This window comes from Curtobacterium sp. Arg-1 (genome assembly GCF_025643395.1).
GTDB classification, from domain to species: Bacteria; Actinomycetota; Actinomycetes; order Actinomycetales; family Microbacteriaceae; genus Curtobacterium; species Curtobacterium poinsettiae.
The window spans coordinates 129,455-152,688 of record NZ_CP095731.1; the positions used below are offsets into that span (position 1 = coordinate 129,455).

The following is a 23,234-nucleotide window of genomic DNA, read 5'->3' on the forward strand; positions in this document are numbered from 1 at the left end:
ATACGATCGGGGGATGCCGAGTGCTCGCCTCCAGGACACCACCGATGACGCCGTCGCGCTCGTGCGCCGGTGGCTGGCGGCGTCCGCCGGGGTGAAGCCCGACCCGGGTGCGGCCCGTCTGGCCCAGGTCCTGCGCGACGAGCAGGGCCTCGACTTCACCCGTGGTTTCGTCGACAAGGTCGTCCGTCCCGAAGACCCCCGGGTCGCCGCGCGCAACCTCGAGCAGCTGAGCCGTGACGTCCCCGACTTCCTCGCCTGGTACCTGCGCGGTGCGGTGACGCTGGGTGGCGGGTTCGCCACCATGGCGCCGTGGGCCGTGATCCCCACCGCGCGCCGGATCCTGCGCCGGATGACCGGGCACCTGGTGATCGACGCGAGCACGAGCAAGCTCGGTCCCGCGCTCGCCAAGCTCCGCGGACCGGGCACCCGCCTCAACGTGAACCTGCTCGGCGAAGCCGTCCTCGGCAGCGGCGAGAGCGACCGACGCCTGCAGGGCACGATGGACCTGCTCGCCCGCGACGACGTCGACCACGTGTCGATCAAGGTGAGCGCCGTCGTGCCGCAGACCTCGCCGTGGGCCTTCGACCAGACCGTCGAGCGCGTCGTCGACCGGCTCGTCCCGCTGTACCGCCTGGCCGCGGCGCCGACGGCCGCCGGACGCCCCGCCAAGTTCATCAACCTCGACATCGAGGAGTACCGCGACCTCGACGTCACCCTCGCCGTGTTCCGGACGCTGCTCGACCGTGACGAGTTCGCCGACCTGCAGGCCGGCATCGTGCTGCAGGCCTACCTGCCCGACGCCGCCGGAGCGCTCGACGCGCTGACCGAGTGGGCGCAGGAACGCCGGTCGCGCGGCGGAGCCCCGATCACGGTGCGGCTCGTCAAGGGCGCGAACCTCGCGATGGAACACGTCGACGCGATCGTGCACGGGTGGCCCCTCGCCACCTGGGGCAGCAAGCGCGAGACCGACACCGCCTACCTCCGGATGCTCGACGCCGCGCTGACGCCGGAACGCACCGACGCCGTGCGGATCGGGGTCGCCGGGCACAACCTGTTCGACCTCGCCACCGCGTGGGTGCTCGCCCATCGGCGCGGGGTGACCGACGCCGTCGACGTCGAGATGCTGCTCGGCATGGCGTCGACCCACGCGCAGGCCGTCCGCGCCGAAGTCGGGCAGATCCTGCTCTACACGCCCGTCGTCCAGCCGGACGAGTTCGACTCCGCCATCGCGTACCTGGCGCGCCGCCTGCAGGAGAGCGCCAGCCCCGAGAACTTCCTCGCCGCCGCGTCCGACATCGACCACGACGCCAGCGTGTTCGAGCGGGAGCACAGCCGGTTCCTGGCATCCGTCGCCGCACTCGACGAACCCGTCCCCGCCAGCCACCGCACCCAGGACCGCCACCGCGCGCTCGGTGAACCGGTCCTGCGGGACGCGTTCCGGAACGCCCCCGACACCGACCCGTCCGTCGCCGCGAACCGGGCCTGGGCACTCGACGTCCTGCGCCGGGTGCCGCGCTCGCAGCTCGGTGCGCAGACGATCCGTGGGGCGAAGGTCGCCGACCGCTCCAAGCTCGAGCGGATCATGGCCCGGACCGCCCAGGCCGGCGTGAACTGGGGCCGACAGGACCCGTCCGACCGCGCCGAGCTCCTCGACCTCATCGGACACGAACTCGAGACCCGCCGCGCCGACCTGATCGAGGTCATGGCCGCCGAGACCGGCAAGACCTTCACCGAGGCCGACACCGAGGTGACCGACGCCGTCGACGCCGCCCACTACTACGCCGAGCGCGCTCGGCGCCTCGGGGACGTCGAGGGCGCGCAGTACGTGCCGCCACGGTTGACCGTCGTCGTGTCACCGTGGAGCTCCCCCGTCGCGGTCCCCGCCGGGGGCGTGCTGGCTGCGCTCGCCGCGGGCAGCGGTGTCGTGTTCAAGCCCGCACCCGAAGCGAAGCGCTCGGGGGCCGTGCTCGCCGACGTGCTCTGGGACGCCGGGGTGCCGCACTCGCTGCTGCAGCTCGTCGACCTGGCCGAGGACGAACTCGGCCGCGACCTCGTCGGCCACCCCACGGTCGACCGCATCATCCTGACCGGCTCGTCCGACACCGCCCGCTCGTTCCGCTGGTGGCGCGCCGGACTGCCGCTCAACGCCGAGACGAGCGGCAAGAACGCCATCGTCGTCACGCCGAGCGCCGACCTGGACCTGGCGGTGCAGGACATCGTGCGGTCCGCCTTCGGGCACGCCGGACAGCAGTGCTCGGCGGCGTCGCTGGTGATCCTGGTCGGGTCGGTGGGCGAGAGCGAGCGCTTCCAGCGGCAGCTCGTCGACGCCACCCGCACGCTCCGGGTGGCGTGGCCCGACGACCCCACGGCGCAGGTCGGCCCGCTCATCACGGAGCCGCAGGGCGCCCTCCGTCAGGGTCTGACCGAGCTCGGCCCGGGGGAGTCCTGGCTCGTGCAGCCCGAGGCGGTCGACGACTCCGGTCGGCTCTGGTCGCCGGGCATCCGCGACGGTGTCCGCCCCGGCAGCGACTTCCACCAGACCGTGTACTCGGGCCCGGTGCTCGGCATCATGCGGGCCGAGACCCTCGAGCAGGCCATCGCGATCCAGAACGGCACCGACTTCGGGCTGACGGCGGGCATCCACTCGCTCGACGTCGACGAGGTGTCCGAGTGGCTCGCCCGTGTCCGCGCCGGCAACCTCTCCGTCAACCGCGGCACCACCGGTGCCGTCGTCGGGCGCCAGCCGTTCGGCGGCTGGAAGGGTTCGTCGGTCGGTACCGGCACCAAGGCCGGCGGTCCGATGTACGTCGCGACGCTCGGCCGGTGGCTGCCCACGCCCCGCACGGTGCACCGGAGCATCCAGCTGCACGGCCTGCCCCCGCGCGTGACCGCGGTGATCGAGGCCGCACGCAGCGGGCTGTCGTTCGAGGAGTTCGACCGTGTGCGCGCCGGTGCCCTGAGCGACGTCCGTGCACGCGAGACCCTGTTCCGCTCGCAGGACCTGGCGGGACTCGTGGTGCAGCGGAACGTGCTGCGTCACCGTCCCCAGTCCGTCATCGTGCGCCAGGCCGAGAACGCCTCGACCGTGGACCTCGTCCGGACGCTCGTCGCCGCGACCTCGGCACGGGCGCACGTCCTGCTGAGCACGGCTCGGCCGCTGCCCGGCCCCCTCACCCAGCTGCTGGCGGGGAACCGGTCGCCGCTCGACGTCGTCGACCACCTGGTGGAGTCCGACCAGGAGTTCCACGCCCGCGCGTCGTCGGGGGCGGTGTTCCAGGCGGACTGGTCCAGCGGTCAGGACGACGAGCCCGTCGACGCGCTCGAGGCCGTGCTGTCACAGGGGCAGGACCGCCCGGCACACACGGCGTTCGGCGGTCCCGGGGCCCGCATCCGGCTGCTCGGCGGCGACTCCCAGGCTCTCGAAGAAGCACTGGGCGCGAGCATCGACGTCGCGATCCACGACGCCCCCGTGGTCGAGGCCGGCGTGATCGAGATGCTGCCGTACCTGCGCGAGCAGTCGGTGTCGATCACCGCGCACCGGTTCGGCGACGTCGACAGCGAGTTCTCCGAGCTGCGCGTCTGAGCAGTTCCGCGCGTTGCGTTTCGCTTCGTGAGCAGAAGAGGTCGGATCCCCAGACGGGACCCGACCTCTTCTGCTCACGAAGTGCCCCGGGGATCAGTCCTCGGCGTCACCCGCTTCTTCGTCCTCGACGCCGGTCTCGGCCATGCGGTCCCGCAGGTGGTCCGCCATCGCGCCCGCACCCTCACCGGCGTGGTCGTGGTCGACCTGCTCGATCAGACCCTGCAGCTTCTCGTGGTTCGTGGCATCGGTGGCACCGTCCATGACGGGCTCGGTCTGCTCGTTGTCGCTCATGCTCCGGACGCTACGCCGCGGTTGCTGCGGAACGGTAGTGGAGCTCGACCGCCCCGCCGTCGAACTGCGTGGTGCCGACGAGTTCGTACACCGGCGTCGGTGCGGCGACCGGCAGCAGTGGGGCTCCGGCACCGAGTGCGATCGGCATCACGGTGACCCGCAGCTCGTCGAGGATGCCCGCCTGCTGGTACTGCGCCGCGAGCAGTCCGCCGCCGACGACCCAGACGTCACCGCCGGCGGCCACGCGCTCGAGGTCGGCCTGGTGGTCGCCGACCTCGCCCGAGACGAAGCGCACGTCGGCGCCGTCGGGCACCGGCAGGTCACGGGTCGTGAACACCCACGTCGCCAGGTCCGGGTACGCCCACGTGTCGTCGTGCTCGAGCAACCACTCGTACGTCGTCGACCCCATCGCGATCGCGCCGACGCCCGCGTAGAACCGGTCGTGGTGCTCCTGGAACGGCTCGAAGCCGAACCGCAGCAGCCAGTCGAGGTCGTCGTCGGGCGCAGCGACGAAGCCGTCCAGCGAGGACGCGACGGAGTAGATCGTGCTCATGCCGGGGACGCTACCGAGCACCCCCGACAGCACTCAGCGCCGTCCTCCGCGACCGACGACCGCTGCCTCGGCGATCGCCAGGACGGCGGCGATCCAGAGCTGGTCGAGCGCGAACCGGCGGCGACGGGGATCGGCGACGGCCAGCGGCACCATCGTCACGCCGTGCATGGTGTCCACGACGGCGCTCAGGGTGTGCGCGTTGCCGGAACCAGCCCGCGCGACGAGCGTGGCCTGTGCGAGCTGCCGGACCCCGAGCACACCGTGCAGCGCCGCCTGGTCCGACCCTCGGGCCGCACGGCTCAGGTGCCACAGGCCGAGCCCAGCTCGGGCCAGCTCGACGACGGCTGCTTCGGGCACGGTCGACGACCGGCGGCTCATCGTCGGCGTCCTGCGACGAGGGCGACGGCCCCGGCGGCACCGAGCACCGCTCCGATGATCCCGTTGCCGACCCGGCGGTGCTCCACCCACCAGGTCTGCGGCGACCAGGCGTGCGCGGACTCGTCGAAGACCCCGTGTGCACCGTGGTCGCCCGGCACCGGCTCGTACAGGTTGTCCCGCATCTCGAGGCCGTCCTTGTCCGGAGCCTGCTGCCCGTCGACCAGGGTCTTGGCGGCGTACCAGTCGGCGAAGCGTCCGCTGATCCGGTTGCCGAGGATCGTGTAGACCGTGGACTCGCCCACCCAGGTGCGGCTGCGCGGTCGTTCGGCCACCGCGGCGATGGCCCGGGCACCGACCTCGGGCTGGTAGATCGGGGCGACGGGCTGCGGGTGGTGCGGCAGCTTCGACTTCACCCACTGGAACTGGATCGTGTTGAGCGCCGGCATGTCCACGCGGGACACCTTGACCTTGCTGCCCTGTTCGCGCAGCTCGGAGACGACGGACTCGGTGAACCCGACGATCGCGTGCTTCGCGCCGCAGTACGCGGCCTGCAGGGGGATCCCGCGGAACCCGAGCGCCGAACCGACCTGGATCACGTGCCCACGACCGCGGGGGACCATCCGTGACAACGCCGACCGGGTGCCGTTCACGAAGCCGAGGTAGGTCACGTGCAGCGCCCGCTCGAAGTCCTCCGGGGCGGTGTCGAGGAACTTCCCGAACACCCCGACCATCACGCCGTTCACCCACAGGTCGATCGGTCCGAGCTCCCGCTCGACCCGGTCGGCCGCGGCCTCGACGGCGTCGCGGTCGGAGACGTCGGCGACCAGGGCCAGCCCGCGTCGCCCGGCGGCCTCGACCTCGGCGACGGCGGCGTCGACGCCCTCCTGCCCGCGGGCCAGGACGGCCACGTCCCACCCCCGTGCGGCGAGCTCCCGGACGGTCGCCCGTCCCAGTCCTGCGGATCCACCGGTCACCACTGCCACTCGAGTCATGGCTCCCTTGTACCTGCGGTCGGCCGTGCACCACTCAGCCGCTGTCCCCCGACGCGGCAGCAGCCGTGCTCAGCGCCCCCGACCGAACCGCGTCGTGACCCCCGGCGAGTAGAGCACCGAGTCCGGCTCGAGCTCCGTCAGCCCGAAGGGCAGCCCGGCCGCTCCGACCAGGTCGTCCCGCAGCGACACCACCGAGGCCCGGTGCAACGGCCACGACTCGTGCTCGTTCGGCCAGAACCGCGTCCGTCCGGCCCGGTGCACGTGCATGCCCCACCTCGCGGTCAGGAACGTCTCGAGGGGCCCCGGCTCGTCGAGCGCCTCACCGATCCGGACGTCGAGCATCGACCGCAGGTGGGTGCCGTGCCGCCGCATCGCGTACCCCACGCGGCCGTCACCGCTGCGCGACTCCGCGACCGCCCACCGGTACGGCAGGCCCGTCGCGACTCGCGCCCCGATGGTCGGCAGGAGCTTGCCGGCGTCGAGCGACAGGAACACCACCCCGCGCTGTCCCTGCTCGTCGACCGTGTAGACGCGGACGTTCAGCTCGACGAAGTCGCCGATGCTCCCGGTCGAGAACGGCGGGAACCGGGTGTCCTCGAACCGGAACGCGATGAGGCCCACCCAGGTGGTCACGCCGTCGTCGGTGCCGTCGAGCGCCATCGTGTCGGGCCGTGTGCCGGCCGGTAGCAGCGGCGCCACCGCCGACACGTCGACGCGCCAGTGCACGAAGACGACGTCGAGCCAGTCCTGCGAGATCCAGGGACGGCCCGGCAGGCCGGGGGCGACGGGCTGGAGGCCCGGGGCGCTCTGGGTGGGTCGGGTGTCGGTCACGATGTGGTCGCCTCCGGTTCGATGTGGGCTGCGACGGGTGCGTCGTCCCACCCGCGCTGCGGGGTGTCGCAGGTGCCGCGGAACACGTACTGCGAGGGACGCTTCCGCTCGCTCGACGTCCAGTCGATGGCCGGCCGTCGTCGTTCCGGGGGCAGGTACCCGATCCGGTAGACGGCCATCAGCTCGAGCGACTCGGGCACGCGGAGCAGTCCCTCGATCTCCTCCCACGCGCCGGGGGTCTCCATCGGGAAGGACACGAACTGGATCCCCAGGCCGAGCTCGGTCGTCGCGAGCCAGATGTTCTCCATCGCCGCGCCCATGCTGAACACCGAGTAGAAGCCGGACAGCTCCTCCTTCCGGTACTCGTGGCGGTCGAGCATCACGCCGAGCAGCAGCGGCGACCCGGCGACGAGCTTCCGGTTCTCCTCACCCAGGGTCTGCGGCACCCGGAGCGTGTTCATGAGCAGCTGCCCGCGCTTCGTGAACACCTGCTTCGTGAACGGCCGCAGCGGCCCGGGGAGCTTGTCGAACAGCATCCCGTCGCGCCGCTCGTCCATCTCGGCCTTCGAGAACCGGAAGTACGGCTTGTACCGCTCGAAGAACGTGCCCGCGGCCATGGTGCGAGTCATCGAGCTGCCGCTGATCTCGGCGACGCGGTCGATCGTCTCGCGCTCCTCGACCAGTACAAAGCGCCACGGCTGGCTGTTGAGCTGCGACGGCGCCCGTCCGGCGAGCTCCATGAGCAGCCGCTGGTGCTCCTCCGACACCGGATCGGGCAGGAACGGCCCGTTCGTCGTGCGTCGTCGTCGGATGGCCTCGAACAGCTCCACTGCTCACCTCTCTGATCGCCTGCGGGCGAGCACGGCCCCCAGGTAGGACGGTGCTGCGGCGACCGCGACCCTCCAGTGTGCTCCGGCGCGTGGGTTCGTGCGTGGAGCGACCGCCAGCGGCACGAGTGCCGGCAGCAGGAACAGCGCGGTCCGGTCGCGCGTCCACACGGGGGTCGTTGCGGCGACACCGGTCAGGGTCGCGGTCACGACGAACAGCCCGTGGTGCACGACGCGGAGCTTCTTCGTGCGGATCAGCCGCACGGCGACCGCGGTGCCCCACAGGCAGTTCGCGACGTAGGCGAGGCCCGCAGCGGTGACCAGCTGCCGGGCCGGACGCGATCCCGCGGGCGGTGATCCGCGCCTCCCGGCCGTCTTCCGTCCCATGCGTGGGACGTTACGCGGTCTCTCGACTGACGAGCTTGGAGAGCACGATCGCGGAGCGGGTGTGGTCGACCTGGGGAGCGAGGCGGACCTTGTCGAGCGCCTCTTCGAGCGCGGACAGGTCCTTCGAACGCATGTGCACGACGGCGTCGGCGCTGCCGGTGACCGTGCCGGCGTCGATGACCTCGGGGACGGTGTCGAGCAGGGCACGCAGCTCGTCGGGTGACACGGTGCCGCGGCAGTAGAGCTCGACCCAGGCCTCGGTGCCGCGGTCCTCGACGGCGGGGTCGACCTTGATCGTGAACCCCTGGATGACACCGTCACCGACCAGCCGGTCGACGCGGCGCTTGACGGCCGAGGCCGAGAGTCCGACCACCGACCCGATGTCGCCGTAGCCGGCGCGGGCGTTGTCCCGGAGCTGATCCAGGATGCGGTGGTCGAGCGTGTCCATTTGTCCCCTATCGTACGCGGACTTGTTGCGAGGCCGGTGGGTCTCGCGCACGAAACGTGCGTCACCCGAACGGGTGTCACGCCGTCGGGGCCCCCGTACTGCACTTGCTGGACGGTGTGTGTCAGGATCGGAGTGGCGTCGATGCTTGAGTGTCACTGTTCCGCTGCGGTGAGTCTGTGGAAGGATCGACCCGGCGTCGACCTGGTCCGCTGCGGTGAGTGAGCCTGCATCTCACCGGAGCTCTTCTCCTCGTTCCGTTTCGGTTCCTGGCAGGCTCGGGCCCCGGTCCCTTCCAGGAGGACTGATGTCGAACACCGCACCCGCCCCCGAGTCCGTCGCCACCCCGGCCCGTGTCGCCACGAAGCGCACGATCCTGATGTGCAAGCCGGACTTCTACACCGTGAGCTACCGGATCAACCCGTGGATGCACCCGGAGGAGCCGACCGACACGTCGAAGGCCGTCGAGCAGTGGGAATCGCTCGTCGCCGTCTACGAGCAGCTCGGCTTCGACATCTCGTACATCGACCCGATCGACGGCCTGCCGGACATGGTCTACGCGGCCAACGGCGGGTTCGTCCTCGACGGCATCGCGTACGGCGCGAAGTTCCAGTACCCCGAGCGCCAGCCCGAGGGCCCCGCGTACATGGACTGGTTCCGCCAGGCCGGTCTGACCGTCGCCGAGCCGGAGCAGACCAACGAGGGCGAGGGCGACTTCCTGCTCATCGGGGACACCATCTTCGCCGGCACCGGCTTCCGGTCGGACAGCACCTCGCACGACGAGCTCGCGACGATCTACGGCCGCGAGGTCGTCACGCTGAAGCTCATCAACCCGAGCTTCTACCACCTCGACACCGCCATCGCCGTGCTCGACCCCGAGCCCGCCGTCGACGGGACGAGCAACATCGCCTACCTGGAGAGCGCCTTCGACGAGCCGTCGCTGGCGATCCTGCGCGAGCGCTTCCCGGACGCGATCATCGCCACCGAAGAAGACGCCGCGATCCTCGGCCTGAACTCGTACTCCGACGGGTACAACGTCGTGATCGCCGCCCGGGCCGTTCGGTTCGCCGAGCAGCTGCGCGAGAAGGGCTACAACCCGATCGGCGTCGACCTGTCCGAGCTGCTGCTCGGCGGTGGTGGCGTGAAGTGCTGCACCCTCGATCTGCACCCGGTCGGCACCGGCACCTCGGTCGCGCGTTCGCTCGGGGTCAGCTGATGTCTGCGGCAGCGTCGCTCGGGGTCAACACCGCGGCGGCGCTCGCCGTCGAGGACCGCGCCCTCGCGCACAACTACAGTCCACTGCCCGTCGTCATCGCGTCGGGTCAGGGAGCGACCGTCACCGACGTCGACGGCAAGCGGTACCTGGACGGCCTGGCCGCGTACTCGGCGGTGAACTTCGGCCACGGCAACCCGCGACTGCTCGACGCCGCGCGGGCGCAGCTCGACCGCGTGACGCTGACCAGCCGCGCGTTCGTGAACGACCAGCTCGGGCCGTTCGCGGCAGCACTGGCGGCGTTGACGGAGACCGAGATGGTCCTGCCGATGAACACCGGTGCCGAGGCCGTCGAGTCCGCGATCAAGGTGTCCCGCGCCTGGGGCTACCGCGTCAAGGGCGTGCCGGCCGAGCGGGCGACGGTCATCGTCGCGTCCGGCAACTTCCACGGGCGCACCACGACGATCATCTCGTTCTCCGACGACCCGTCGGCCCACGACGACTTCGGGCCGTTCACGCCCGGCTTCCGCACGGTGCCGTACGGCGACGCTGCGGCGCTGCGCGAGGCGATGGACGAGACCGTCGTCGCCGTGCTGCTCGAGCCGATCCAGGGTGAGGGCGGCGTGGTCATCCCGCCGGAGTCGTACCTTCCTGACGTCCGCGCGGTCTGCGACGAGTTCGGTGCGCTGTTCATCGCCGACGAGATCCAGTCCGGCCTCGGTCGCACGGGGCACACGCTCGCGGTGCAGCGCGTCGGGGTGCGTCCCGACCTGATCACACTCGGCAAGGCCCTGGGCGGCGGCATCGTGCCGGTGTCCGCGGTGGTGGGTTCGCGCGATGTCCTGGGCGTCCTGCGTCCCGGGGAGCACGGATCGACCTTCGGCGGCAACCCACTCGCGGCGGCCGTCGGCGCCGAGGTCGTGGCGATGCTCGGCGAGGGCACGTTCCAGCAGCGGGCCCTCGACGGCGAACCGCTGTTGCGCGGCCTGCTCGACGACCTGCTCGGCAAGGGTGTCGTCTCGCACCGGGTCGCCGGACTCTGGGCCGGGATCGACATCGACCCCGCGCTCGGCACGGGCAAGGCGATCTCGAAGGACCTCGCCGACCGCGGGCTCCTGGTGAAGGACACCCACGGGTCGACGATCCGCTTCGCACCGCCCCTGGTCGTCACCGACGACGAGGTGCGCTTCGCGATCGGAACCCTGGCCGAGGTGCTCGCCGCGCGCGCCTGACCTGATCCGCAAAACATCGGTGTTCGCGCGTTGAACCCCCGCATGCCGCGGTGCGGAGCGCGAACACCGGTGTCTTGCGTGCGCCGGCGCGCGTCACCGAGCGCGGCTCACACGGCCCAGCGCGCCGCCAGCTCGTCCATCAGGGCATCGAGCCGCTCGTCGATCACCTGCTCCTCGGGGTGTGCCTCGTACCAGGCGAGGACCTCGCGCACACCCTGCCGGTAGGTCGTGCGCGGCCGGTACCACGGCACGAGCGACCGGATCTTGCTGTTGTCGAACACCGACGAGTTCGCCTTGTCGCCGAGCAGCGCCGCGCCCCACTCGGGGTCCACCGCGTTGATCGCGTCCGCCGGCACGTGCACGATCCGCAGGTCCTCGACCCCGGCCGCAGCCGCGATCTCGTGCGCGATGGCGTTCCACGTCGGGGCCTCGTCGCTCGTGATCGTGAAGGGCTCACCGATCGCCTCGGCCCGGTCGAGCAGCCCCGTGAACCCGACCGCGAAGTCGCGGCTGTGGGTCAGCGTCCACAGCGACGTGCCGTCGCCGGTGATGACGACCGGCTTGCCGGCACGCATCCGAGCGACAGCGGTCCAGCCGCCCGTCAGCGGCAGCTTCGTCTCGTCGTAGGTGTGCGACGGCCGCACGATCGTCACCGGGAAGTCCTGCTCCCGGTACGCCTGCATGAGCAGTTCCTCGCACGCGATCTTGTCGCGCGAGTACTGCCAGTAGGGGTTCTTCAGCGGCGTCGACTCCGTGATCGGCAGGTGCGTCGCCGGCGTCTGGTACGCCGAGGCCGAGCTGATGAAGACGTACTGCCGCGTCCGCCCGGCGAAGAAGTCCACGTCGGCCTGCACCTGGTCCGGCGTGAAGGCGATCCAGTTCACGACCACGTCGAACCGCTGGTCGCCGAGTGCGTCCGCCAGGGCGCTGCGGTCCGACACATCGGCCTGGAGGCGCGTCACACCCTCCGGGATCGGCCTGCCCCCGGTGGTCCCCCGGTTGAGCACGGTCACGTCGAACCCCTGCTCGACGGCTTCCCGGACGCAGGCGGCGCTGATGACGCCGCTCCCGCCGATGAACAACACGCTCGCTCCGGTCATGGATGCTCCCTCGCTTCGATGCGGCGCAGCGTCGCGCCGTCGTCCCATGTGATCCTGCACCGTCCGAGCCGACTACCGTCACGGTTCGGGTCGCACCGAAGCGCCCCACGACAGGAGTGACACGCACATGGAGTACCGCTACCTCGGCAACTCGGGCCTCAAGGTCTCCGAGATCACCTACGGCAACTGGCTCACCCACGCATCCCAGGTCGAGAACGACGCTGCGATCGCCTGCGTCAAGGCGGCCCTCGAGGTCGGCATCTCGACGTTCGACACCGCCGACGTCTACGCCAACACCGGCGCGGAGACGGTCCTCGGTGAAGCGCTCAAGGGGGAGCGGCGCCAGTCCCTCGAGATCGCCACGAAGGTGTTCGGGCCGACCGGTCCGAAGGGCCACAACGACACCGGACTGTCCCGCAAGCACATCCTCGAGTCGATCGACGGTTCGCTGCAGCGGTTGCAGACGGACTACGTCGACCTGTACCAGGCGCACCGCTACGACCACGAGACCCCGCTCGAAGAGACGATGCAGGCCTTCGCCGACATCGTGCGCCAGGGCAAGGTCCTGTACGTCGGCGTCAGCGAGTGGACCGCGGACCAGCTGCGGGCCGGTGCTGCGCTCGCGAAGGACCTCGGCTTCCAGCTCATCTCGAACCAGCCGCAGTACTCGGCACTGTGGCGGGTCATCGAGGACGAGGTCGTCCCCACCTCGAAGGAGCTCGGCATCTCGCAGATCGTCTGGTCCCCGATCGCCCAGGGTGTGCTCACCGGCAAGTACAAGCCGGGTCAGCCGCTGCCCGAGGGTTCCCGTGCAACCGATGACAAGGGCGGCGCGGACATGATCAAGCGCTTCATGCGCGACGAGGTGCTGTCCTCGGTGCAGGAGCTCGAGCCGATCGCGAAGGAGCTCGACTTGTCGATGGCGCAGCTCGCCGTCGCTTGGGTCCTGCAGAACGACAACGTCGCCTCGGCGATCATCGGGGCATCGCGCCCGGAGCAGGTCCACGACAACGCGGGCGCTGCCGGCGTCACGATCCCGGCGGAGCTCATGTCGCGGATCGACGATGCCCTGGGCGCCGTGGTCGAACGCGACCCGGCGAAGACGAACGACAGCAGCCCGAAGACCCGCGAGGCGTAGGCCCTCCGCGAAACACCGGTGTTCGCCCGTTGAGCACGCGCAGGCCGCGGCGCGATGCGCGAACACCGGTGTTTTGCGAGCAGGTCACACTGGCCGGACAACGGAAAAGGCCCCCTGCCGAAGCAGGGGGCCTTCACCGGTGGCTGGACACGGCATCGATCCGTGGACCTTTCGATTTTCAGTCGAACGCTCTACCAACTGAGCTATCCAGCCGTGGCGACCCTGACGGGACTTGAACCCGCGACCTCCGCCGTGACAGGGCGGCACGCTAACCAGCTGCGCTACAGGGCCATATTGAATTGCTGTGGTGTTGCTCAGTACTACTTGCTCGCTCACTCAAGGAGTGACCCCAACGGGATTCGAACCCGTGCTGCCGCCGTGAAAGGGCGGTGTCCTAGGCCACTAAACGATAGGGCCGCAAGCAGTGCATCGCGCTACCGATGGACAAGCATACGGATGCCCTCGGGGTTTCACAAATCCGACCTCGCCAACCGTGTATCCCCGGCGTGTCGCGCCGTCCGTGCACGGGTCTCCGAAGCGGTCGGTGCGAGCATCGACGGCGGTCGCGCCCCTCGTCCGAGGGGCTGTCGCGCCTGCGACCGGTGTTGTTACTGTTGCAACTGTTAACAGTGTTACGTGCGTGAGCCTTGCCGCGCTGTTACGAAATCGAGATACATGTCGACCTCCACTCCGCTCTCCCTCAGCACCCGCAGCCGCCTGATCGCCGCCGCGGTCGCCGTCGCGCTCACGGCCGGCACGCTCGCGGCCATCGCCCCGACGTCGTCCGCCAGCGCTGCGAGCTACCCCAGCTGGGACGAGGTGCAGCAGGCGAAGTCGTCGACCAGCGCCCAGCAGGCGAAGGTCAGCGAGATCAAGTCGCTCATCTCGTCGCTGAAGAGCGAGGCCGCCGCCAAGCAGAAGGCCGCGCAGGCCGCCGGTGAGGCGTACCAGGCAGCGCAGAACAAGTACGACGAGGCGACGCTCAAGCAGAAGAAGTTCCAGTCGCAGGCCGACGATGCGAAGCAGACCGCCGCGCAGTCCGAGGCGCAGGCCGGCCAGCTCGCCGCCCAGCTGGGTCGCACCAGCGGCGACGACGTGACGACGGACATCCTCACGCACCCGTCCGACTCGGGCGACCTGCTGTACGAGCTCGGCGCCATGTCGAAGCTCAGCGAGCAGTCCGAGGGCATCTACGCACAGGCCTCGCAGGACCGTGGCGTGGCCCAGGGGCTCGCTGACAAGGCCGATCGTGCCAAGCAGGCCCTCGGGGACCTCGCCGACGCCACGCAGTCGAAGATGCAGCAGGCCCAGGGCGCAGCCGACGCCGCACAGACCGCGGTCGACGCCCAGAACGACAACGAATCCCGGCTCGAGGCGCAGCTGACCGCGCTCACCTCGAAGCAGCGCGGCGTCGAGGCCGACTACCGCAAGGGCGTCGCCGCCGAGAAGGCCCGCCAGGCCCGCCTCGCCGCAGCCGCCGCGAAGGCAGCAGCCAAGGCCGCGGCGACCAGCCAGGGCGGCACCGGCGGCGGCAGCGCCAACCCCGCCGGGTGGGTCCGCCCCGCCGGAGGGTTCCAGACGAGCCCGTACGGCTACCGCGTCGACCCGTACACGCACATCAGCGCCCTGCACGCGGGTGTCGACCTGGCCCCGGCCTGCTACGCCCCGATCTACGCGGCACACGACGGCACCGTCACCTTCGCCGGCAACGGTGGCGGGTACGGCAACGAGGTCATCCTCGACAACGGCGGCGGCATCTCGACCGCGTACGGCCACGTCGTCGACGGCGGGATCATGGTCACCGCCGGCCAGCACGTCACCGCGGGGCAGCAGATCGCCAAGATCGGTTCGACCGGTTGGTCGACCGGGTGCCACCTCCACTTCGAGACCCGGATCAACGGCGCTGCCGTCGACCCGGTCCCCTTCATGGCAGCGCGGGGGATCTCGGTATGAGCATCAGCGCCACCGGAACGAGTCGTCCCACGTCATGACCACCTCCGCTCGCTCGTTCTCCTGCGGGATCGCGACCATCGCCGTGCTCGGCATCGGCCTGTCGGTCGTCATCGCCGGGCCGGCCCAGGCCGCGCCCTCGGGCCCCTCCTGGGACGACGTCAAGGCCGCCAAGTCCGACGCGGCCGACGCCCAGCAGACGGTCGACGAGCTGAGCGACCGGCTCAGCACGCTGCAGGATGCCGCCGACCAGGCGGGCGTCGCCGAGCAGCAGGCCGGGCAGGCGTACGCCCTTGCCGCGTCGCAGCAGCAGGAGGCGAAGGACGACCTCGCCGACCTGTCCGCGCAGTCGAAGCGCGCGAAGGCCCGGGCGGACGACTCCGCCGGCCAGGTGGCCGGGCTCGTGGTCGAGCTGTCCCGCACCGGTGGCGGCGACCTGTCGACGACGATGCTCATGGACTCGTCGGACTCCAAGGACCTGCTCTACCGGGTCGGCACGATGTCGCACCTGTCCGAGCGCTCCGCGACGGTCCTGGCCGAGGCCCGCGCCGACCAGAAGACCGTGGAGTCCCTGGCAGCCCAGCAGTCCGCCGCCGAGAAGGCCCTGAGCAAGGCGACGAAGGCGACGAAGACCACCTTCGCGACGGCCAACGCCGCCGCTGCCGGCGCCCAGGAACGGGTGCAGAAGCAGCAGGAGCAGCAGGGCGAGGTCCTGCGCCAGCTCGCGTACCTGAAGGGCACGAGCGTCGCGACGGAGACCGCGTACTGGAGCGCCCAGCAGGCGAAGGCAGCCGCGGCGGCCATCGCGAAGCAGACGCGCAACTCCGGTGGCGGCACCACCGGCAGCTCCTCCGGCGGCACCGGCAGCACCGGCGGCGGCAGCAACTCCGGCAGCTCCTCCGGCGGCACCGGCAGCACCGGCGGTGGCAGCAACTCCGGCACCACCGGCGGCACCTCCACTCCGGCCCAGCCCAGCACCCCGTCGAACCCCGGCACCCCGAGCAAGCCCAGCACCCCGACGCGGCCGAGCAACCCCGCCCCGGCTCCTGCACCGGCACCGGCTCCCGCTCCTGCTCCAGCCCCCGCCCCGGCGCCCGCGCCCAGCAGCCCCTCGAAGGCCGCCGGTGCGATCGCGTTCGCCCGCGGACAGCTCGGCAAGCCGTACGTGCTGAACGGCGCCGGCCCGAACACCTGGGACTGCTCCGGCCTGGTGATGATGGCCTACAGCTCGCAGGGCATCGCGACCGGCGGGCACAACGTCGTCTGGCAGTACAACTACTTCAAGTCGATCGGTCGCCTCGTCCCGCTGTCCCAGCGCCAGCCCGGCGACATCCTGTTCTACTCGTCGAACGGCACGTCGTCGGGGGCGTACCACGACTCGATCGTGACGAGCTACGGCACCATGGTCGAGGCTGCACGGCCCGGCGTCGGCGTCGTCGAGCGAGCGATCTGGCTGCCGAACCAGCTCATGCCGTACGTCGCCCGCCCGAGCGGCTCCCTGTAGCCAGCTCCCGGTGTGCCCGTTCCCTCCCAGAGCGGCTGCGGGAGCAGGCACCAGCACAGAACGGCGCCCGCCCTCCGGATGGAGAGCGGGCGCCGTTCGTCGTCAGGGGATCGTCAGTGCGAACCGGGCACGTACGCGGCCTGACCGGCCTGCACGATGCGCTCGGCCTCGGCGGCGTCGCCCCAGCCCTCGGCCTTGACCCACTTGTTCGGCTCGAGGTCCTTGTAGTGCTCGAAGAAGTGCGCGATCTCGGCCTTCGTCTGCTCCGGCACGTCCGCGATGTCCTGGATGTGCGCCCAGCGCGGGTCCTTGGCGGGGACGACGAGGACCTTCTCGTCGATGCCGGCCTCGTCGCTCATCTTGAAGACGCCGACCGGGCGGACCTTGACGCCCACGCCGGGGAACGTCGGGAACTCGAGCAGCAGCAGGGCGTCCACGGGGTCACCGTCGTCGGCCAGGGTCTTCTCGAAGAACCCGTAGTCGGTGGGGTAGACGAACGAGGTGAACAGCACGCGGTCGAGGTAGACACGACCGGTCTCGTGGTCCACCTCGTACTTGTTGCGGCTGCCCTTGGGGATCTCGACGACGACGTCGTACGCGGCCATGTTGCGCTCCTGTGTCTGCTTCGGGGACTGTCGTGTGTTGCGAAAGCGCGGCTAACGTTACCGGGTGAACTCTCCGCGTCCCCGGCTCGACCCCGCCGTCGCCGAGACCCGTCTGGCCGTCCGAGACCTGCTCGCCGCAGCCGTCGACGGCGGCGTGGTCGCCGAAGGCGACCTGGTCCTCGTCGCACTGAGCGGCGGACCGGACTCCCTCGCCCTCGCCGCGGCCACCGCGTTCGAGGCGGGCAAGCAGGGTCTCCGGGCCGGGGCGGTGGTCGTCGACCACGCGCTCCAGGCGGGCTCCGAGGCGGTCGCGAGCCGCGCCTCCCGGCAGGCATCCGAGCTGGGACTCGACCCGGTGACGGTCCGCAGGGTCGCGGTCGGCTCCGACGGTGGCCCGGAAGGCGCCGCCCGGGAGGCCCGACACGCGTCGATCGCCGAGGTCGCGGCCGCCACCGGGTCACCCCTGGTGCTGCTGGGACACACCCTGGACGACCAGGCCGAGACGGTGCTGCTCGGCCTGCTGCGCGGCAGCGGACCGGACAGCCTGTCCGGCATGCAGCCGCTCGCCCGGCGTGACGCCGGTCCGGCCTACGGCCGTCCGCTGCTGACCGTCCGGCGGCACGCGACCCGGCAGGCGTGCGCCGCAGCGGGGCTGGCGCCCTGGCACGACCCACAGAACGACGACCCCGCGTACGCACGGGTGCGGGTGCGGAACACCCTGCTGCCGGTGCTCGAACGGGAGCTCGGCGCCGGGGTCCCCGAGGCCCTGGCCCGGACGGCCGACCAGCTGCGCGAGGACTCCGCGGCACTCGACCACTTCGCCGAGGAGATCGCGGAGGACATCGCCGAGCACTCCGAGGCGGGCATCTCGCTGTCGGTGCGGGCGCTCGGGGCGAACCCGCCGGCACTCCGGCAGCGGCTCGTGCGCCTGGCGGTGGAGAGCGAGTTCGGGGTGACGCTGTCCCGCGTGCAGACGCTCGAGGTCTGCCGGCTCGTCACGGACTGGAGCGGACAGGGCCCGATCGACCTGCCGGGCGTCCGTGCCACGCGGACCGGCGACCGCATCGAGTTCAGCGCCGGTTAGGCTGGCGTGGTGGAACTCTCCGACGTCCAGGCAGACCTGTCCGAAGTGCTCTTCACCCCCGAGCAGATCGACGAGAAGCTCGCCGAGCTCGCGGCGGTCGTCGACGCCGACTACGCGGGCCGCGACCCGCTGCTCGTCGGGGTGCTCAAGGGTGCCGTCATGGTGATGGCGGACTTCTCGCGCCACCTCAAGATGCAGGCGCGGATGGACTGGATGGCGGTGTCGTCGTACGGCTCCGGCACGAAGTCGTCCGGCGTGGTGCGGATCCTCAAGGACCTCGACACCGATCTGCACGGGCGCGACGTCCTGATCGTCGAGGACATCATCGACTCCGGCCTGACCCTGTCGTGGCTCAAGCAGAACCTGCAGTCGCGTGGTGCCGCGAGCGTCGAGATCGTCGCCCTGCTGCGCAAGCCCGAGGCAGCCAAGGTCGAGGTCGACGTGAAGTACGTGGGCTTCGACATCCCCGACGCGTTCGTCGTCGGGTACGGCCTGGACTACGACGAGCGCTACCGCAACCTGCGCGGCGTCGGCGTCCTCGCCCCGCACGTCTACTCCTGACCGACGAGCGACCAGCTGCGCTCGGGTCGCACTCGGCCGACTCTGGCCCGGGGGTGAGTTCGCCCGCAGAGGACACCCATTCTCGCCACAGAATCGCGGCCGTATGCTGACCTGCACGCAACTTCGGCAGAGAAAGGTGTCGGGCACTCGCGCCCGGATCACATGAACTTCAAGCGCATCTTCCGCGGCCCGTACCTCTACGTGCTGATCGCGCTGGCGGGCATCTTCATCGGCTGGAGCGTCATCAGCCAGGGCAGCACGCAAGAGATCAACACCCAGAAGGGTCTCGAGCAGCTCGCCGACGACAAGGTCTCGTCCGTGACCGTCAACTCCACGGAGCAGCGGGTCGACCTCGTCCTCAAGGACGGCGACAAGCAGGAGCAGTTCTACTACTCCACGCCCCGCGGCGAAGAGGTCATCCAGGCGGTGAACGACTCCAACCTGCCCAAGGGCTACAACGACACCGTGCAGCAGGGCAACTGGTTCCTGTCGCTGCTCGGCATCCTGCTGCCGTTCCTGATCATCGGTGCCCTGTTCTGGTTCCTGCTCTCGAGCGCCCAGGGCGGCGGCTCGAAGGTGATGCAGTTCGGCAAGTCGAAGGCCAAGATCAACAACAAGGAGAACCCGCAGGTGTCGTTCGCCGACGTCGCGGGTGCCGACGAGGCGATCGAGGAACTCCACGAGATCAAGGAGTTCCTCAAGGAGCCCGCGAAGTTCCAGGCCGTCGGGGCGAGGATCCCCAAGGGCGTGCTGCTCTACGGCCCTCCCGGAACCGGCAAGACCCTGCTCGCCCGCGCCGTCGCGGGTGAAGCCGGTGTGCCGTTCTACTCGATCTCCGGTTCGGACTTCGTCGAGATGTTCGTCGGTGTCGGTGCGAGCCGCGTCCGTGACCTCTTCGAGCAGGCCAAGGCGAACTCGCCGGCCATCGTCTTCATCGACGAGATCGACGCCGTCGGTCGTCACCGTGGTGCCGGAATCGGCGGTGGCAACGACGAGCGCGAGCAGACGCTGAACCAGCTCCTGGTCGAGATGGACGGCTTCGACGGCAAGACGAACGTCATCCTCATCGCCGCGACGAACCGTCCCGACGTGCTCGACCCCGCGCTCCTGCGCCCCGGCCGCTTCGACCGCCAGATCGGCGTCGACGCCCCGGGCCTCGCCGGCCGCAAGCAGATCCTCGAGGTGCACGCGAAGGGCAAGCCGCTCGCCGCGAGCGTCGACCTCGAGCTGCTCGCCCGCAAGACGCCGGGCTTCACCGGCGCCGACCTGGCGAACGTCCTGAACGAGGCGGCCCTGCTGACCGCCCGCTCGAACGCGCAGCTCATCGACAACCGTGCCCTCGACGAGGCCGTCGACCGCGTGATGGCCGGCCCGCAGCGCCGCACCCGGATCATGTCCGACCAGGAACGCCTGATCACCGCGTACCACGAGGGCGGCCACGCCCTGGCGGCAGCGGCGATGCGGCACACCGACCCGGTCACGAAGATCACGATCCTGCCCCGCGGCCGTGCCCTCGGCTACACGATGGTGCTCCCGCTCGAGGACAAGTACTCGGTCACCCGCAACGAGCTCCTCGACCAGCTCACCTACGCCATGGGTGGTCGCGTCGCCGAGGAGATCGTGTTCCACGACCCGACCACGGGCGCCTCGAACGACATCGAGAAGGCCACCGGCACCGCCCGCAAGATGGTGACGGAGTACGGCATGAGCCAGGCCGTCGGGTCCGTGAAGCTCGGTTCCGGGTCCAGCGAGCCGTTCGTCGGCCGTGACATGAGCGGTGGCACCGGTCGGGACTACTCGGAGAACATCGCCCAGACGGTCGACGCCGAGACCCGCGCCCTGCTCGAGGCCGCGCACGACGAGGCCTACCAGGTCCTCAACGACAACCGCGACATCCTCGACCGCCTGGCCGGTGAGCTCCTCGAGAAGGAGACGCTCGACGCCCCGGAGCTCGTGGAGATCTTCAAGGACGTCCGCAAGCTGCCCGAGCGCCCGCAGTGGCTCTCGAGCGACAAGCGCCCGGTCAGCAACCTGCCCGCGATCGACGTGCCCGGCAAGGCCGCCGCGACCGCAGCGGACCCGACGGACTCCGAGTCGACCTCGAAGACCCGTCGTCGCCCGTTCGGCAACCCGGGTATCGCCCCCGCGTAGGCCCGCATGTCCGAGCTGCCGACGCGACGAGAGCGTCGACTCGCCGAGGTGAGTCGTGCCCGCGCCGCCGCCGCCGAACCGGCGACGGTCGCGATCGACGTCCGTGCACCCCAGCCGGTGCCCGAGGTCGTGACCGGCCGTCGCCGTGACCGCGGTGGTCCGGCCGAGGAGCGCACCCGGGTGCTCGGCATCCTCAACGTCACCCCCGACTCGTTCAGCGACGGCGGTCTGCACCAGGCCTACGACGCCGCCGTGCAGCACGCACGTGACCTCGTCGCCGCCGGTGCCGACGTCATCGACGTCGGTGGCGAGTCCACCCGGCCCGGGTCCGAGCGCGTGCCCGTGCCCGTCGAGCAGGAACGCGTGCTGCCGGTCGTGCAGCAGCTCGTCGCCGAGGGCATCCCGGTCAGTGTCGACACGATGAACGCCGCGACGGCCGAGCGTGCCGTCGACCTCGGTGCCGCCATCGTCAACGACGTCTCCGGTGGCCTCGCCGACCCGGACATGGCCCGCGTCGTGGCGTCCACGGGCGTCGGCTTCGTCGTCATGCACTGGCGGGGACACAGCGACCGGATGTACCGCAACGCCGAGTACACCCACGCCGTCGAAGAAGTCCGTCGCGAGGTCGAGCTCCGCGTCGCCGAGCTCATCGTGCTCGGCGTCCGGCAGGAGCAGGTCGTCATCGACCCGGGCCTCGGCTTCGCCAAGCACGGCGTGCAGAACTGGGAGATCCTGGCCGGCTACGAGCGCTTCGCCTCCATCGGCCTGCCGGTGCTCGTCGCCGCCTCACGCAAGCGGTTCCTCGACGGTGTCGGGAGCCCCGAGGGCGCTCCTCCCAGGGAGCGCGACCTCGCCACCGCCGCCATCAGCCTGCTCGCCGCCGAACGCGGCGCGTGGGGTGTGCGCGTGCACGACCCGGCACCGACCCGTGCCGTGCTCGACGTCTGGGACGCCTGGAGGGCAGCTCGATCGTGAACGACACCATCCGACTCACCGGGGTCCGCGCCCGCGGACACCACGGCGTCTTCGACCACGAGCGCGAGGACGGCCAGGACTTCGTCGTCGACGTCGCCGTGGAGCTCGACGCCCGTGCGGCCTCGGGCAGCGACGACCTCGACGCCACCGTGCACTACGGCGTGCTCGCCGAGCAGGTCGTCGCCGAGATCGAACGCGACCCCGTCGACCTGATCGAGACGCTGGCCGAGCGCATCGCCGCGGCCGTGCTCACCCACCGTGCCGCGCTGGCGACCGAGGTCACGGTGCACAAGCCGCAGGCGCCGATCACCGTGCCGTTCACCGACGTCTCGATCACCATCCACCGCAGCCGCGGCACCACGGTGCCGGACGAGGAAGAAGAATGACCCACCGGGTCGTCGTCGCCCTCGGTGCGAACCTCGGTGACCGGGGGAGCACCCTCCGCGCGGCGGCCACCGCGATCGCCGCCCTGCCCGGGGTGGTGCCGGTGGCCTCGAGCCGCGAGGTCGAGTCGGTCGCCGTGACCCTGGACGGGCTCGACACCTCGAAGCCCCGCTACCGGAACGCCGTCGTGGTCGTCGAGACCGACCTCGAGCCGCAGCCCTTCCTCGACGCCCTGCACGGCATCGAGGACGCCCACGGCCGCACGCGCGAGGTCCGGTGGGGCGACCGCACCCTCGACCTCGACGTCGTCGCCGTGGACGACCTGCGGATCGCCACGGACACACTGGTCGTGCCGCACCCCCGGGCAGCGGAGCGCGCCTTCGTGCTCGCCCCGTGGCTCGACGCCGACCCCGATGCCGTCCTGCCCGGCGCCGGACCGGTGGCCGACCTGCTCGCCGCCGTGGGGGACGACACCGAGCGCGTCGACGAGCCGCGCCTGTTCGCGGAGCCGGCACGGGCCTCCAGACCGGCGGGGAGCGCGACCAGCGCATGAAGCCCACCCGCGCCTCCACGCTGCTCAGCATCGCCGTCGTGACGGTGGCCGCCGGGTTCGCCCTCGACGCCGTCCTGGCGTCGCGCCAGCTGCCGACGTTCCTGTTCTCGCTCCCGCTCGGCATCACGCTCGCGTTCATCGGCGTCGCCGTCGTGCTGATGGCCAGACCGGTGCGCCGCCACGCACGCGAGGGCGCCGGGCGGCAGCGGCCCGTCGACCCGCTCTACGCGACCCGCGTCGTCGTGCTCGCGAAGGCGTCCAGCATCTGCGGCACGCTGCTCGGTGGGTTCGCCCTGGGCCTGGTGCTGTACCTGCTGACCCGTTCCGCGACGCCTTCGCTAGGCTCGACCCTGCCGAACGTGATCGCCGTCGGGGGCGGGATCGTCCTGACGGTCTGCGCACTGGTCGCGGAACGGATGTGCGTCGCACCCCCGGGTGACGACGACGACCGTGACGATCCCCGCAACGGCTCGACGACGGTGAACTGACCGAGCAAC

Annotated in this window: 23 protein-coding genes and 3 tRNA genes; 13 read left to right on the plus strand and 13 right to left on the minus strand. The window is 70.9% G+C overall.

Annotated features, from left to right (window positions below; all coding sequences use genetic code 11):
* Positions 1-13: 13 nt before the first annotated feature.
* Complete coding sequence (locus MXD64_RS00610) at positions 14-3,583, plus strand: bifunctional proline dehydrogenase/L-glutamate gamma-semialdehyde dehydrogenase (RefSeq protein WP_263136942.1); 3,570 nt, start codon at positions 14-16, stop codon at positions 3,581-3,583.
* A 93-nt stretch (positions 3,584-3,676) separates the two neighbouring features.
* On the opposite strand, the gene MXD64_RS00615 is transcribed toward MXD64_RS00610, so the two are convergent.
* The 8 genes from MXD64_RS00615 to MXD64_RS00650 all read right to left on the minus strand — a co-directional run bounded on the left by MXD64_RS00615 (position 3,677) and on the right by MXD64_RS00650 (position 8,290).
* Complete coding sequence (locus tag MXD64_RS00615; protein ID WP_042537971.1) at positions 3,677-3,874, minus strand: hypothetical protein; 198 nt, start codon at positions 3,872-3,874, stop codon at positions 3,677-3,679.
* A gap of 10 nt (positions 3,875-3,884) precedes the next feature.
* On the minus strand, positions 3,885-4,427 hold the full coding sequence (locus tag MXD64_RS00620; RefSeq protein ID WP_259551396.1) for a dihydrofolate reductase family protein: 543 nt from the start codon (positions 4,425-4,427) through the stop codon (positions 3,885-3,887).
* A 33-nt stretch (positions 4,428-4,460) separates the two neighbouring features.
* Positions 4,461-4,805 carry a hypothetical protein gene (locus tag MXD64_RS00625; protein ID WP_262160771.1) on the minus strand — a complete coding sequence of 115 codons (345 nt, stop codon included), beginning with the start codon at positions 4,803-4,805 and terminating at the stop codon, positions 4,461-4,463.
* On the minus strand, positions 4,802-5,797 hold the full coding sequence (locus MXD64_RS00630; protein ID WP_071249863.1) for an SDR family oxidoreductase: 996 nt from the start codon (positions 5,795-5,797) through the stop codon (positions 4,802-4,804). The genes MXD64_RS00625 and MXD64_RS00630 overlap by 4 nt, the downstream gene beginning before the upstream one ends.
* Before the next feature lie 69 nt (positions 5,798-5,866).
* Positions 5,867-6,628, minus strand: a complete 762-nt coding sequence (locus tag MXD64_RS00635; protein WP_017887697.1) for a YqjF family protein — start codon at positions 6,626-6,628, stop codon at positions 5,867-5,869.
* A complete protein-coding gene (locus MXD64_RS00640; protein ID WP_017887696.1) occupies positions 6,625-7,458 on the minus strand; it encodes a nitroreductase family protein in 834 nt (277 codons plus the stop codon). The genes MXD64_RS00635 and MXD64_RS00640 overlap by 4 nt, the downstream gene beginning before the upstream one ends.
* Positions 7,459-7,461: 3 nt before the next feature.
* Positions 7,462-7,842 carry a hypothetical protein gene (locus MXD64_RS00645; protein ID WP_159557086.1) on the minus strand — a complete coding sequence of 127 codons (381 nt, stop codon included), beginning with the start codon at positions 7,840-7,842 and terminating at the stop codon, positions 7,462-7,464.
* A gap of 10 nt (positions 7,843-7,852) precedes the next feature.
* Complete coding sequence (locus MXD64_RS00650; protein WP_017887694.1) at positions 7,853-8,290, minus strand: Lrp/AsnC family transcriptional regulator; 438 nt, start codon at positions 8,288-8,290, stop codon at positions 7,853-7,855.
* Positions 8,291-8,594: 304 nt separating this feature from the next.
* On the opposite strand from MXD64_RS00650, the gene ddaH reads away from it, so the two are divergent.
* Both ddaH and rocD read left to right on the plus strand, forming a co-directional pair.
* Positions 8,595-9,503, plus strand: a complete 909-nt coding sequence (gene ddaH / locus MXD64_RS00655; protein WP_017887693.1) for a dimethylargininase — start codon at positions 8,595-8,597, stop codon at positions 9,501-9,503.
* Positions 9,503-10,732, plus strand: a complete 1,230-nt coding sequence (gene rocD, locus MXD64_RS00660) for an ornithine--oxo-acid transaminase (protein ID WP_042537965.1) — start codon at positions 9,503-9,505, stop codon at positions 10,730-10,732. The genes ddaH and rocD overlap by 1 nt, the downstream gene beginning before the upstream one ends.
* Before the next feature lie 107 nt (positions 10,733-10,839).
* On the opposite strand, the gene MXD64_RS00665 is transcribed toward rocD, so the two are convergent.
* Positions 10,840-11,832, minus strand: a complete 993-nt coding sequence (locus MXD64_RS00665) for an NAD-dependent epimerase/dehydratase family protein (protein WP_056072451.1) — start codon at positions 11,830-11,832, stop codon at positions 10,840-10,842.
* Between the two features lie 127 nt (positions 11,833-11,959).
* On the opposite strand from MXD64_RS00665, the gene MXD64_RS00670 reads away from it, so the two are divergent.
* On the plus strand, positions 11,960-12,970 hold the full coding sequence (locus MXD64_RS00670) for an aldo/keto reductase family protein (protein WP_214562662.1): 1,011 nt from the start codon (positions 11,960-11,962) through the stop codon (positions 12,968-12,970).
* Between the two features lie 140 nt (positions 12,971-13,110).
* Here the strand turns inward: MXD64_RS00670 and MXD64_RS00675 are convergent.
* From MXD64_RS00675 to MXD64_RS00685, 3 genes are all read right to left on the minus strand, one after another.
* Positions 13,111-13,183 (minus strand) — tRNA-Phe (locus MXD64_RS00675).
* A gap of 1 nt (position 13,184) precedes the next feature.
* Positions 13,185-13,261, minus strand: a tRNA-Asp gene (locus MXD64_RS00680).
* A gap of 53 nt (positions 13,262-13,314) precedes the next feature.
* Positions 13,315-13,387: transfer RNA gene (locus MXD64_RS00685), tRNA-Glu, on the minus strand.
* Positions 13,388-13,645: 258 nt separating this feature from the next.
* Here MXD64_RS00685 and MXD64_RS00690 point away from each other — a divergent pair.
* Both MXD64_RS00690 and MXD64_RS00695 read left to right on the plus strand, forming a co-directional pair.
* Positions 13,646-14,923 carry a M23 family metallopeptidase gene (locus MXD64_RS00690; RefSeq protein WP_263136943.1) on the plus strand — a complete coding sequence of 426 codons (1,278 nt, stop codon included), beginning with the start codon at positions 13,646-13,648 and terminating at the stop codon, positions 14,921-14,923.
* A gap of 34 nt (positions 14,924-14,957) precedes the next feature.
* Positions 14,958-16,424, plus strand: coding sequence for a C40 family peptidase (locus MXD64_RS00695; RefSeq protein ID WP_031260046.1), 1,467 nt, complete (start codon positions 14,958-14,960; stop codon positions 16,422-16,424).
* Between the two features lie 113 nt (positions 16,425-16,537).
* Here the strand turns inward: MXD64_RS00695 and MXD64_RS00700 are convergent, their stop codons facing one another.
* Positions 16,538-17,029, minus strand: coding sequence for an inorganic diphosphatase (locus MXD64_RS00700; protein WP_017887688.1), 492 nt, complete (start codon positions 17,027-17,029; stop codon positions 16,538-16,540).
* Between the two features lie 64 nt (positions 17,030-17,093).
* On the opposite strand from MXD64_RS00700, the gene tilS reads away from it, so the two are divergent.
* From tilS to MXD64_RS00735, 7 genes are all read left to right on the plus strand, one after another.
* Entirely contained in the window at positions 17,094-18,113 is a 1,020-nt protein-coding gene (gene tilS / locus MXD64_RS00705; protein WP_056072440.1) for a tRNA lysidine(34) synthetase TilS, read from the plus strand.
* A gap of 9 nt (positions 18,114-18,122) precedes the next feature.
* Entirely contained in the window at positions 18,123-18,674 is a 552-nt protein-coding gene (gene hpt, locus MXD64_RS00710) for a hypoxanthine phosphoribosyltransferase (RefSeq protein ID WP_017887686.1), read from the plus strand.
* Positions 18,675-18,836: 162 nt separating this feature from the next.
* The gene (gene ftsH / locus MXD64_RS00715) at positions 18,837-20,825 is read left to right on the plus strand and encodes an ATP-dependent zinc metalloprotease FtsH (RefSeq protein ID WP_214585183.1); all 1,989 of its coding nucleotides are present in this window, start codon (positions 18,837-18,839) and stop codon (positions 20,823-20,825) included.
* A gap of 6 nt (positions 20,826-20,831) precedes the next feature.
* Positions 20,832-21,800: a dihydropteroate synthase gene (gene folP, locus MXD64_RS00720; RefSeq protein WP_197068627.1), complete on the plus strand. Its 969-nt coding sequence runs from the start codon at positions 20,832-20,834 to the stop codon at positions 21,798-21,800.
* Positions 21,797-22,186 carry a dihydroneopterin aldolase gene (folB, locus tag MXD64_RS00725; protein WP_042537938.1) on the plus strand — a complete coding sequence of 130 codons (390 nt, stop codon included), beginning with the start codon at positions 21,797-21,799 and terminating at the stop codon, positions 22,184-22,186. Before folP ends, folB begins: the two co-directional genes overlap by 4 nt.
* Positions 22,183-22,737: a 2-amino-4-hydroxy-6-hydroxymethyldihydropteridine diphosphokinase gene (folK, locus tag MXD64_RS00730; protein ID WP_159557095.1), complete on the plus strand. Its 555-nt coding sequence runs from the start codon at positions 22,183-22,185 to the stop codon at positions 22,735-22,737. Before folB ends, folK begins: the two co-directional genes overlap by 4 nt.
* A complete protein-coding gene (locus MXD64_RS00735) occupies positions 22,734-23,225 on the plus strand; it encodes a DUF3180 domain-containing protein (protein ID WP_017887681.1) in 492 nt (163 codons plus the stop codon). The genes folK and MXD64_RS00735 overlap by 4 nt, the downstream gene beginning before the upstream one ends.
* Positions 23,226-23,234 lie beyond the last annotated feature (9 nt).